The organism is Bacillus sp. AM 13(2015) (assembly GCF_001518755.1).
GTDB lineage: Bacteria > Bacillota > Bacilli > Bacillales > Bacillaceae > Bacillus > Bacillus safensis.
The window spans coordinates 87,920-99,826 of the sequence record NZ_LKCP01000082.1; the positions used below are offsets into that span (position 1 = coordinate 87,920).

The 11,907-nt window shown below is 41.5% G+C and carries 12 protein-coding genes and 2 riboswitches; of the genes, 7 read left to right on the forward strand and 5 right to left on the reverse strand.

Annotated elements, in window-relative coordinates:
* Positions 1 to 23 precede the first annotated feature (23 nt).
* A complete protein-coding gene (gene mtnA, locus AOQ70_RS14075) occupies positions 24 to 1,085 on the reverse strand; it encodes an S-methyl-5-thioribose-1-phosphate isomerase (protein WP_059376918.1) in 1,062 nt (353 codons plus the stop codon).
* A 6-nt stretch (positions 1,086 to 1,091) separates the two neighbouring features.
* Complete coding sequence (gene mtnK, locus AOQ70_RS14080) at positions 1,092 to 2,285, reverse strand: S-methyl-5-thioribose kinase (RefSeq protein ID WP_059377104.1); 1,194 nt, start codon at positions 2,283 to 2,285, stop codon at positions 1,092 to 1,094.
* Between the two features lie 80 nt (positions 2,286 to 2,365).
* A riboswitch (SAM riboswitch) is annotated at positions 2,366 to 2,523 on the reverse strand.
* A gap of 164 nt (positions 2,524 to 2,687) precedes the next feature.
* On the opposite strand from mtnK, the gene AOQ70_RS14085 reads away from it, so the two are divergent.
* The 6 genes from AOQ70_RS14085 to AOQ70_RS14110 all read left to right on the forward strand — a co-directional run bounded on the left by AOQ70_RS14085 (position 2,688) and on the right by AOQ70_RS14110 (position 7,733).
* Entirely contained in the window at positions 2,688 to 3,878 is a 1,191-nt protein-coding gene (locus AOQ70_RS14085; RefSeq protein WP_039178065.1) for a pyridoxal phosphate-dependent aminotransferase, read from the forward strand.
* A gap of 44 nt (positions 3,879 to 3,922) precedes the next feature.
* A riboswitch (SAM riboswitch) is annotated at positions 3,923 to 4,024 on the forward strand.
* 101 nt (positions 4,025 to 4,125) lie between these two features.
* Positions 4,126 to 5,346 carry a 2,3-diketo-5-methylthiopentyl-1-phosphate enolase gene (gene mtnW / locus AOQ70_RS14090; RefSeq protein ID WP_058838972.1) on the forward strand — a complete coding sequence of 407 codons (1,221 nt, stop codon included), beginning with the start codon at positions 4,126 to 4,128 and terminating at the stop codon, positions 5,344 to 5,346.
* Positions 5,346 to 6,041, forward strand: coding sequence for a 2-hydroxy-3-keto-5-methylthiopentenyl-1-phosphate phosphatase (locus tag AOQ70_RS19975; protein ID WP_058838973.1), 696 nt, complete (start codon positions 5,346 to 5,348; stop codon positions 6,039 to 6,041). Before mtnW ends, AOQ70_RS19975 begins: the two co-directional genes overlap by 1 nt.
* Positions 6,005 to 6,643, forward strand: coding sequence for a methylthioribulose 1-phosphate dehydratase (locus AOQ70_RS19980; RefSeq protein ID WP_059376919.1), 639 nt, complete (start codon positions 6,005 to 6,007; stop codon positions 6,641 to 6,643). Before AOQ70_RS19975 ends, AOQ70_RS19980 begins: the two co-directional genes overlap by 37 nt.
* A 16-nt stretch (positions 6,644 to 6,659) precedes the next feature.
* Positions 6,660 to 7,190, forward strand: coding sequence for a 1,2-dihydroxy-3-keto-5-methylthiopentene dioxygenase (locus AOQ70_RS14105; protein WP_024426834.1), 531 nt, complete (start codon positions 6,660 to 6,662; stop codon positions 7,188 to 7,190).
* Positions 7,191 to 7,490: 300 nt separating this feature from the next.
* Positions 7,491 to 7,733, forward strand: a complete 243-nt coding sequence (locus AOQ70_RS14110; protein WP_039178071.1) for an aspartyl-phosphate phosphatase Spo0E family protein — start codon at positions 7,491 to 7,493, stop codon at positions 7,731 to 7,733.
* Positions 7,734 to 7,779: 46 nt separating this feature from the next.
* Here AOQ70_RS14110 and AOQ70_RS14115 read toward each other — a convergent pair whose 3' ends face one another.
* Positions 7,780 to 9,285 carry an ATP-binding protein gene (locus AOQ70_RS14115; RefSeq protein ID WP_058838975.1) on the reverse strand — a complete coding sequence of 502 codons (1,506 nt, stop codon included), beginning with the start codon at positions 9,283 to 9,285 and terminating at the stop codon, positions 7,780 to 7,782.
* Between the two features lie 204 nt (positions 9,286 to 9,489).
* Here AOQ70_RS14115 and AOQ70_RS14120 point away from each other — a divergent pair, with 204 nt between their 5' ends.
* Positions 9,490 to 9,945 carry a MarR family winged helix-turn-helix transcriptional regulator gene (locus AOQ70_RS14120; RefSeq protein WP_034281539.1) on the forward strand — a complete coding sequence of 152 codons (456 nt, stop codon included), beginning with the start codon at positions 9,490 to 9,492 and terminating at the stop codon, positions 9,943 to 9,945.
* 28 nt (positions 9,946 to 9,973) lie between these two features.
* Here AOQ70_RS14120 and motB read toward each other — a convergent pair whose 3' ends face one another.
* Positions 9,974 to 10,744: a flagellar motor protein MotB gene (gene motB, locus AOQ70_RS14125; RefSeq protein WP_039178076.1), complete on the reverse strand. Its 771-nt coding sequence runs from the start codon at positions 10,742 to 10,744 to the stop codon at positions 9,974 to 9,976.
* Positions 10,737 to 11,531, reverse strand: a complete 795-nt coding sequence (motA, locus tag AOQ70_RS14130) for a flagellar motor stator protein MotA (RefSeq protein ID WP_024424680.1) — start codon at positions 11,529 to 11,531, stop codon at positions 10,737 to 10,739. The genes motB and motA overlap by 8 nt, the downstream gene beginning before the upstream one ends.
* Between the last annotated feature and the right edge of the window lie 376 nt (positions 11,532 to 11,907).

An 11,907-nucleotide genomic window follows, 5' to 3' on the forward strand; every position in this document is an offset into this window, starting at 1 on the left:
AAGAACACGGCGCTTTTTTACGATCATTGGGAGATACTTTCGGCGAAAAGAGCATCAATCTCTTCTGCATAGTTCGATGTGATAATTCCCTTTTCTGTAATGATGCCTGAAATAAGATGATGAGGAGTGACATCAAAGGCGGGATTGAATACTTGAACATCGGGCGGTGCAATGGGGACACCGTTTAATTCCTTTACTTCCAGCGGGTCGCGTTCTTCAATTGGAATATCTGACCCGTCACGGGTGGATACATCAAAGGTTGAAAGCGGTGCTGCTACAAAAAACGGAATGTGAAAATGTTTGGCTAGAACGGCAAGACCTAACGTTCCAATCTTATTCGCTGTATCTCCATTACGGGCGATCCGGTCAGCTCCAACAATGACAGCAGAAATTTGCTTTTCTTTCATCGTATGGGCGGCCATGTTATCTGTAATGAGTGTCACATCCACGCCGCCTTGCATGAGCTCCCATGTTGTCAGACGAGCGCCTTGAAGAACAGGGCGTGTTTCACATGCATAAATGTGAAGGTCAAGATTTTTCTTTTTGGCTAAATAAAAAGGAGCAAGGGCTGTTCCGTACCGGCTCGTTGCGATGGAACCTGCATTACAAATGGTCATGATACGGTCACCTGATTTAAAGAGCTGGAGTGCATTTTGACCGATTTGTCTGCATGTTTCTTCATCTTCAATTTGAATTTGAATGGCTTCATGGACAAGATCTGTTTTAGCTGCATTCACTGACGCTGCACGCTGAATGCGCTGCAGCAGCCGGTCTAATGCCCAGGCGAGGTTTACAGCAGTTGGACGAGCACTGTTTAAATATTCTTTGATCCGAATCACTTCTTGTTTAAAAACATCAATTTCTTCTGTCTCAATGGCTTGCGCACTAAGCGCCAGTCCAAATGCTGCTGTAATGCCAATCGCAGGCGCTCCGCGTACTTTTAATGTCACAATTGCATCATACACATCTTCTTTCGTATATAAATGCTCAAAGACGGTTTCGGCCGGTAATTTTTGCTGATTTAAAATGTGAATACGGTTTTCTTCCCATTCGACAGAACGGGGGACTTCAAATTCTTTTGACAAAACCCGTCACTCCTTTACAGATGGCTGGAATAATGCGACGAGGTCAGACGCTGTTTCCACTGCATGATATTGTTTGATAAATGTTTTTCCAAGTGTCAGTGCTGCTTTTTTCTGCTGAATCCGTCTAGTTGGTGATGGAATCGCATCAAGATCAGCGGCATGAGCAAGACCAATTGTTCGGCGGACAAGCTCACAGCCGGCAAAGCCTGTCGCTTCTTTTAAAATCCGATCAAACGTTGTTTCTAAAAAGCTGTCCGATACACTAAATGCTTCAATGCTGTCCTCTTTCCAAGCTTTTGTGAACACTTCTTTGAATGTTGCCCATACATTGACGACATGGTCAAAAAGGTGCTGCTGCTCGTGTTCATTCTCGCGAGATAAAGCATTCAGGAACAAATTGGCGATAAAGTGGCCGATATCGAATCCAAAGGGACCGTAAAACGCGAATTCTGGATCAATGATTTTCGTTTCAGTCTCATTTGCAAAAATACTGCCTGTATGAAGATCTCCATGAACCAATGTTTCAGCTGATGTGAGGAAGATACGCTTCAATTCTGCTGCTTTGGCTTGCAGCTCAAGATCTGCCCAAAGCGCTTCTGCTGATTCTCTTAATTCTTCTTCGAAGTCATTTGTTTCACTATCAAAGAAAGGGTCTGTGAAGACAAGTTTTTCTGTGATATCACACAGGTCAGGGTTCGTAAATTGCTTCACAAATTGTTTTTTGATTTTAGGATTTGTCGCAAAGTCAGATGTATAAAAAAGTGTTTTTCCTAAAAATTCTCCAACATGATCAGATAAATGCGGATATTGTTTTCCGTCAATTAGCCCTTTTCTGACGATTTCTAAGTGTGAGAGATCCTCCATGGCTGTCACTGCAAGAGCTGTATCTGAATAATAGACTGCTGGTACGAGATGCGGCGCATATTCTGACTGTTTGATCAGGGCAGCACTTTCAATTCTTGCCCGGTCTAATGTAAGAGGCCAGCTCTCACCAGCCACCTTTGCATAAGGCAACGCCTGCTTGATGATCAATCCTTTTTCTTGTTTGTGATCATAAATATGAAAGACGTAATTTAAATTCCCGTCGCCGATTTCAGTACAAGTCAAATGACTGCTTTCTTGGATTAAGCCAAGTCTAATTGCGAGTGCAACTGCCGAGCTTTCTGTTAGTTCTTCATATGATGCCGTAAGTGTAACCAATTGCTTCCCCTCCAAATCATATAAAAAAGCCTCTTTCTCCTGAGAGAAAGAGGCTTGATGGTGTGTATGCTCAAAGCCTCTCTTATCTCTCAGCACATACGTCTGATGGAATTAGCACCGTGCCCTATAAGACAATTGTCTTGGCGCGTTACTTGCTGCGCCCCACTTCACAGTGGTATTAACGGTCGGTTGCTGTTGGGGTCAAAAGGCCAAATCCCTCGCCCAACTCTCGATAAGAGAAATCAATATGTAATTGTTTCGTGTCTGTTTGCATTTCTTAATTCAAGATATTATCAGAGCTGCGCTTTACATGTCAATCTTTTTTCAAAATTGCTTTACAATTCATAAAACAATCCATTACAGTGATTGTATTGTTACGTAACTTGAATAGAAGGTGAAGAAATGGAATTCCAGCAATCAGATGTGTTGAAACAATTACCGAAACAATTTTTTGCGTCCCTTGTCCAAAAGGTGCAGAAAAAAGTGCAGGAAGGGGCAGATATCATTAATTTGGGGCAGGGAAATCCTGATCAGCCAACTCCTCCGCACATTGTAAAAGCCATGCAGGAAGCGGTAGCAAAACCTGAAAATCATCAATACTCCTCATTCCGTGGAACAGCGAAATTAAAAAAGGCCGCTGCCGCTTTTTATGAAAGAGAATATGGCGTTACGCTTGATCCAAAGACGGAAATTGCGATTTTATTTGGCGGGAAAGCAGGGCTTGTTGAGCTGCCTCAATGCCTGCTGAATCCGGGTGATACGCTTCTCGTCCCTGACCCAGGTTATCCTGATTATTGGTCAGGTGCTGTACTTGCTGGAGCTCATATGGTGACCATGCCACTTCTTGAAAAAAATGATTTTTTACCTGACTACGATTTGCTGCCTGAGGATGATAAGAAAAAGGCGAAATTAATGTACTTAAATTACCCCAACAATCCGACGGGGGCTACGGCAAGCCGTTCATTTTTTGAAGAAACCGTGACATTTGCGAAAGATCACAAGCTTTGTGTTGTTCATGATTTTGCATATGGCGGCATTGGATTTGATGGAGAAAAGCCGATCAGCTTTCTGCAAGTAGATGGAGCGAAAGAGACGGGAATAGAAATTTACACATTGTCTAAAACGTACAATATGGCAGGGTGGAGAGTAGGATTTGCAGCAGGTAATCCGTCTGTTATTGAAGCGATTGAGCTTTATCAGGATCATTTGTTTGTCTCGTTGTTTAAAGCCACGCAAGATGCAGCAGCGGAAGCCCTATTAAGCGATCAAACGTGCGTACGGGTGCAAAATGACCGATATGAGAAAAGACGGAATGTGTGGATAGCTGCCTGCAAAGAAATTGGCTGGGAAGTCAGTGCTCCAAAGGGATCATTTTTTGCTTGGTTAAAGGTGCCAGAAGGATATACATCTGAAGCCTTTTCTGATTTATTATTAGAAAAAGCGCATGTTGTTGTAGCGCCAGGTAATGGCTTTGGTGCTCACGGTGAAGGGTACGTGAGAGTAGGGCTTCTAACAAGCGAGGAGCGGTTACAAGAAGCTGCTCAGCGCATCGCTGCCTTGAAGCTGTTTGAAAAAAAGCCATTGACAACATAAAAAAATGGTGCGATAATTCAGGCAATATTTAAGAAAATTGAATATTCTTATCAAGAGTAGGCAGAGGGACTAGCCCAATGAAGCCCGGCAACCGACTTCCATGAAGCACGGTGCTAATTCTTGCAGCAAGCGCTGAGAGATAAGATTCGGATGAATAACACGAAATAACCTCTTTAAGGCGCTCAAGAAGCACTTGAAGAGGTTTTTTATTGAACATATGCATGATGCAATCGAAAGGGGATTCCTAGTGAGTGAATTACTGGCAACATACGTATTAACACATCGAGAGGATGAACAAATAAATCGAAAAGCGGAGCAGATCGCGCTTGGTTTAACAGTTGGATCATGGACGGATTTGCCTCAGCTCAAAAAGGAGCAGCTTCAAAAGCATAAAGGCCGAGTTGAAAAAGTATTAGAAAAGGCTGCTCCAGCCGAAAATGGCCTTTATCAATCAGAGGTGACCATTGCTTATCCTGAGGCAAACTTTTCAGCAGATTTACCAGCTGTTTTCACGACGATTTTTGGAAAGCTTTCACTAGACGGAAAAGTGAAGCTAGTCGATATCCAATTTTCTGAAGAATTTAAAAAAAGCCTGCCAGGACCGGCATTTGGAATTGATGGCATACGAAATAAGGTAAATGTATTTGATCGTCCATTATTGATGAGTATTTTTAAAGGTGTTATCGGCCGTGATATGCAGGATTTAAAAGAGCAGCTCCGTTTACAGGCATTAGGCGAGGTTGACCTCATCAAAGACGATGAAATTTTATTTGAAAGTCCATTAGCTCCTTTTGAAGAGCGAATCAAAGAAGGAAAAGAGATTTTAAAAGAAACCTATGAAGAGACAGGACACCGCACGCTGTATGCTGTCAATTTAACGGGCAGAACCTTTGACCTGAGGGATCGAGCGAGAAAGGCCGCTGAACTTGGAGCAGATGCGCTCTTATTCAATGTCTTTGCTTACGGTCTTGATGTCATGCAAAGCTTAGCTGAGGATCCAGATATTCCACTGCCTATTATGGCGCATCCCGCAGTGAGTGGTGCATTGACATCCTCTACTGAATATGGATTCTCGCATTCTCTTCTTTTAGGCAAATTAAACCGATATGCTGGCGCTGATCTGAGCCTCTTTCCCTCACCTTATGGATCGGTTGCACTTCCGAAAAAGGATGCCCTTGGAATCTATGAAGCTTGCGTGAAAGAGGATACGGTTCAAAAAACATTCCCTGTCCCGTCAGCAGGCATTCATCCAGGAATGGTTCCAGTATTGATCAAAGATTTTGGAATTGATCATGTGATTAACGCAGGTGGAGGCATTCACGGACATCCGCGGGGAGCCATCGGCGGAGGGAAGGCATTTCGTTCGATCATTGATGCCGTTATACAGGAAGAGTCTATCCAAGATAAGGCGGCTTCCTGCCAAGACTTAAAAGCGGCACTTGATCTTTGGGGAAGGGTAGCAGAATAATGAAAAAACCAATTGTGTGTTGTGATTTTGATGGAACAATTACAAAAAATGATAATATCATCCGCATCATGAAACAGTTTGCACCGAGTGAATGGACGAAACTGAAGGATGGTGTCCTGTCAAAGGAAATTACCATTCAAGAAGGCGTCGGGCAGATGTTTCAATTACTGACAAGTGATCAGAAGGAAGCCATTCAATCATTTATTTTAGAGGATACAGAGATTCGAGAAGGATTTAAGGAATTTGTGGATGAGGTAAAAAAAGCAGACATTCCTTTCTATGTACTTAGTGGGGGGATGGACTTTTTTGTCTACCCCATCCTCGAAGGCATTGTCGATCGAGACGATATTTATTGCAATCATGCATCATTTGGGGAAGAGCATATTCAGATTGAATGGCCGCATGCCTGCGATACGCAATGTCAAAATGGATGCGGATGCTGCAAGCCCTCAATCATTCGAAACCTGACTCATGAGGATGATTTCATCATCATGATCGGAGATTCAGTGACTGATGTGGAGGCGGCGAAACATGCAGATCTTACGTTTGCGCGCGACTACTTGCTCAATGAATGTCAAGAGCTCGGGCTCGTACATAAGGAGTTTGACACATTTGTTGATCTACACGCGCAATTTGTTCAAATAAAGGAAGTGAAGGAATGGCAGACGCAAAGAGCAAACGCTGGCAGGAGCTAGCAGACGTTAAACGTGAACTGGCCCAAAGAGACTGGTTTTTCGGAACAAGCGGTAATTTATCGATCAAGGTGTCGGATGATCCAATCACGTTTTTGGTGACGGCAAGCGGCAAAGATAAACGAAAAGAAACAAATGAAGATTTTGTGCTAGTAAATGCGGCAGGCCAGCCCCATGATCCGAACGAGACGCTTAGGCCATCAGCTGAAACACTGCTTCATACGTACGTGTATGAACGGACGAAAGCAGGCTGCTGTCTCCATGTCCACACCATTGATAATAATGTGATGTCAGAGCTGTATGGGGATAAGGGAGAGATTCGTTTTAAAGGCAACGAAATCATCAAAGCGCTTGGTTATTGGGAAGAGGATGCAGAAGTGTCGATTCCGATTATTGAAAATCCAGCTCATATTCCGCATCTTGCAGAGCAATTTGCCAAACATCTGACACTAGAGGCGTCATCTGGTGCTGTACTCATTCGCAATCATGGCATCACGGTCTGGGGAAAAACAGCCTTTGAAGCAAAACGAGTATTAGAAGCATATGAATTTTTATTTAGCTATCACTTAAAATTAGCGCTGTATCAACAGCAGCTTGTAAGATAAAAAGGAGGAAAAGCACATGGCGACGATTTTGATTCACAATGAAGAGAACACATTACTTGAGAACGAGCAAGAGGTTGCATCATATTTAGAAAACCAAGGGGTTATTTATGAGCATTGGGATATTGAAAAGCTGCCAAACCGTTTATCAGAAAAGTATGATTTAACCGATGAGGAAAAGGAAGAGATTTTGACTGTTTTCCAAAAGGAAATCCAAAGTATTTCTGAAAAAAGAGGGTACAAAGCGCAGGATGTGATTTCATTATCTGATGCCACGCCAAATCTTGATGAGCTGCTCCAAAACTTTAAACGTGAGCATCACCATACAGATGATGAAGTACGCTTTATTGTGAGCGGGCACGGAATCTTTGCTATTCAAGGCAAGGATGGCGTCTTTTTTGATGTAAGATTGAACCCAGGTGATTTAATTTCTGTTCCGCCAAACATCCGTCATTACTTTACACTTCAAGAGGATCGCAAAGTGGTCGCAGTTCGCATATTTGTCACAACTGAGGGCTGGGTGCCAATTTACGAGGAAGAAACGGTTTAATGATAGAGCTGATCATTCCGCATGAGGCGGAAGATCAGCTTTTTTTTAGGAAATTAGACATAAAATGTGAAAGAAAATAGTTGATTTTGATCTTCTGTATAGGATAAAATTCTGTTTAATCAATGTGACAGTCCTGTCCAAATTTGAAGTTTACCCCCAAATTTGATTGGGTAAAAGGTCTTTAGGCTGTAAAAAATTAAATAAAATAAGCATATTTAATTTAATTTACAAATAAAGTATAATTTTGGTGTCGGATCATTTTGAGCATAGACAGTCGAAATCATTGCGGGAGCTGAGATCATGAATATTTATGTAAGGAAAGAACAATTGCTGATGTCCATTGATGAGAAGAGAAAACAGATGGTAGAAGCTGCTCAAGTGGAAGGGTACACTGGTGAGATGACAATTAAATATAGTCAAGAACTGGACAACCTGATGAATGAGTATCAGCATCTTCTTTTTCATGAGAAACAATCTGCCCCCTCCTTTCATGATCTTGTGTCTCAAATGAGTCTTTTATCTGTGAACCGCCCCTCTTATTGACATGAAAAACCGGTCTTGCATAAGCAAAACCGGCTGACATCTTCAGCTATGCTGAGTGAGCAGAAGGAAGCATGATCATAACAGTCGTTCCTTTATTCACTTCGCTATGAATATCAATTGTTCCGCCATACATCGAAATGATTCGTTTACACACGACAAGCCCAAGACCCGTGCCTTTTTCCTTCGACGTAATAAAGGGGAGGAAGATGTGCTTTAACATCTCTTCTGGTATGCCTTCACCTGTATCCGCTACTTTAATGATGACATGTTCTTTTTCAGCTTCGATCACAATCTTCAAATGACCGCCGTTTGGCATCGCTTCTAAAGAGTTCTTTGCTACATTTAAAACGACTTGTTTAATATGATCCTTCGTGCAATACACGCCCACATCTTGAATCGTATTGATTTGTAGGTCCACTTCGACATTATAAAGGTTTGCCTCAGAGAAAACGATCGGCATGATCTCACTTACAATTTCTTTAACAGAGTTATTCTGCCATTTTTCTGCCGTTGGTTTTCCTAATACAAGAAATTCACTGACGATTTGGTTGATCCGTTTAATTTCTTCCTCGATGACAGAAAAATAGAGCTGATCTTCTTCTGAATGATACTTCTTTTGCAATAGCTGGATAAATCCGCTGATCCCAGTTAATGGGTTGCGAATTTCGTGTGCTGTACTTGCTGCGAGTGTTCCGATCAATTCAAGCTTTTGCGCTTCATTTTGATGACGCTCCTGCTGAGTTTGCCGCCTTAACACGATATACTGGACTAGTGTGAATAAAATATTTAATAAAATAAACGCACTGGATAAAGGGATGAGCATCACAGACAGCACTTCACTTGTTGAAGCACGCTGCGGAAAGACCTCCAGCTTCCAGCTGTTTTCATCTAAATATGTAGACACGGTGCTGCCGCCCTCAGGTACTGGCTGTGGACCACTTGTAAACACGACATGTCCATTTTGATTCAGCATTTTAAAATGAAGATCAGGATTCAATACATTCATAATATTTCTTAAATAATCAATTTGAATGGCGGCAATCAGCACATTGGTGACCTCTTCATTTTCATCGAGAACAGGCACACAAATGGAGAGAATCCGCTGTTTTGTAATTCGGCTCACATAGTTGTCTGTGATCACGGTCTGCTTGGTCACTTGAATGCGTTTAAAGTAATCTCTGAATGATAGGTTGATTTTTTCCTTTAACGGGGTGGTGCTTGCTGTTACATTTCCTTTTTTGTCTAGGAGATACAGACCTGAAAAACGAGGTTCTTGTTTATAAATTTTCTCTAGGATGTTTTGTACTTTTTTCGTCTCAACCGGCTGGTCAAATCCCATGGCAAGGGAAGTTAATCTCGCTTCTGTTTCACTTATTAAATAATTCATTTGGTTTTTGTGAATATTTAACATAAGTGTAGCGGTTTGTTTGTTCTTTAAATCGATTTTTTCAGTTTCTTTTTCGTAGATAAAATAACTAATGATTAGGGTTGGAAGCATGACCAAAATAAGGTAAAGTCTGATCTTCTTCCAAAACCCTTTGAGTATACTCATCATTCATCGCTCCAACGTATTACCTAATAGACTTATTATAGCATTGAACCTATCTTTATTACGATGACTTGTGTGATTTTTAAAAAATTAGGTGATTCGTTCTGGTCTCATTTTCGTGCTAAAGATGGATCAAAATGTTGACATTTTACTTATTGTTTATTAATGTCACATTAGTGGGTTGCATTTCATAAAGGATGATAAAAAATGGAAAATCATAATGTTGAAAAATCATTGAAATTATTTATTGTATTATCACGTGCCTATCGCTCAATTAATCATCACATGAACAAACATATTGTGAAGCACGGGCTGAATCCAACTGAATTTGCTGTGCTAGAATTGCTGTATCATAAAGGTGATCAGCCGCTTCAGCAAATCGGTGATAAGATCTTACTTGCAAGCGGCAGCATCACGTATGTGGTCGATAAATTGGAGAAGAAAGAACTCCTCAGCAGGAAGGCTTGTGCAGAAGACCGCAGGGTGACATTTGCGCATATTACAAAGCAGGGACGAGCTTTGCTTGATGACATCTTCCCAGATCATGCGAAAGAAATTCATGAGATGATCAGTGTCCTGAGCGAAGAAGAGAAAGATGCCTGCATCGATATGCTCAAACATGTAGGGCTGCGTGCAAAGCATTTATATGATCATCAAGAATAAATAAAAAGGAAGCCGCTGGCTTCCTTTTTTATTTCGCTTTTTTCTCAATCGGTAAAATGAGTACTTCTACACGCCGGTTTTTACTTCTGCCTTCTGCTGTATCGTTTGAGGCAATCGGTTTGAATTCGCCGTATCCTTTTGTACTAAAGTTCTCTTGATCTAGGTTGCTGTTTTCAAGAAGAATATTTAAAAAGTTCACAGCACGAATGGCGCTTAAATACCAGTTTGATTCAAATTCTGAATTTCTGATCGGTACATTATCTGTATGTCCGCTAATGACGATGTCACGAGCGGGATTAATGACGAGCAGCTTTGAGATTTCTTTTGCTAACGGGACATCCTGAGATCGAATAACTGCCCGCCCGGAATCAAAGAAGATACTATCCTCAATCGTAATGAGAAGTCCTTCATCCGTAAGCTTTGTTTCGAGCTTGGAACCAAGTTTTTTATTTGCAATGAATGAATCGACCTGCTGTTTGACCTTTGTGAGAACCGCTTGGTCTCGAGCCTTTGCTTTGGCTTCTTCATCTTTCTCTTCCTCGGCTGCTTTCTTGACTTGGTTGCTATGTTCAGTTTCTTCCGTGCTTTGCATGCTGGATTGATCCATGACACCAGTACCGCCAGTAAAAACAACATTAAAAGACTTAGCCATCTGTTCATATTTTGCCGCATCAATCGAACTAGATGCAAAAAGCACAATGAAGAGGGCGAGAAGAAGTGTCAGAAGATCGGCATAAGGGATAAGCCAAGATTCATCTACATGGTCTTCATGATCATGGTTTTTACGTTTCCTAGCCATTTTGATTTTCTCCTTCTTCAATGACAAGATTTGCACGTTCTTTTGCTGGTAAGTACATAAGAAGTTTTTGTTCAATGACTTTTGGAGATTGACCTTCAAGAACAGAAAGAATGCCTTCGATCATAATTAGACGAAGCTTTACTTCTTCCTTTGATTTACGCTTCAATTTGTTGGCAAATGGGTGCCATAATACATACCCGGTAAAAATCCCAAGCAGTGTGGCGACGAAGGCAGCACTGATTGCATGTCCAAGTGCTTCAATATCTCCCATGTTGGCAAGTGCTGCAATAAGTCCGACAACGGCGCCAAGTACCCCTAGTGTCGGAGCGTATGTACCAGCTTGTGTAAAGATTAATGCGCCTGACTGATGTCGTTCAGACATGGCATCAACTTCTTCTGTTAAAACGTCTCGAATAAATTCAGCACTTTGGCCGTCAACTGCCATGCTTAACCCGTTCTTTAGAAAATCATCATCGACTTCCTCAAGACTTGCTTCTAATGCCAAAAGGCCTTCACGACGCGCAATTTGTGCCCAGTTTGAAAATAGAGGGATCATTTCTTGAATCGTTGGAAGCTGGCTGTCTTTGAAAATTTTGCCGAACAATTTTGGTGTTTTCTTAATTTCACTAGAAGGGAATGCGATGACAACAGCTGCAACCGTCCCAACAATGATGATTAATATAGCCGCCGGGTTGAGAAGAGCAGTTAGACTCACACCTTTCAAAACCATACCGACACCTAGTGCAATAAATGCTAAAATAATACCAATTAACGATGTTTTGTCCATTATCTCACCAAATCCTTTAACTATCTTTTTCTATAGTTAATATCGGTGTGTTCTAGAAGGGTTTTAGTCAGAATATAAAATTAAGACAGTTTCTGTGAAGAATTTTTGACGAAAGCGCTTTCTGTATATGTAAAAAGAAGAAACTCCCTCTCATATAAAGGGAGTCTCCATCTAATCATTTTGTGCTGGTTCATCTAAATGAAGCAGCTCTTTTAGTTTTTCTTCATACATGATTTTGACAAGATCGTAGCTCCAATTCATCATGTGATCCACCTCTTTTTCTTTTATCGTAAAGGAAAAGAGGCGGGGGAGCGTCAGCGTTCAGATGGAACTTAGCCGCCGCAACATGATGGAGGTGCATATCATCCTGAAGATG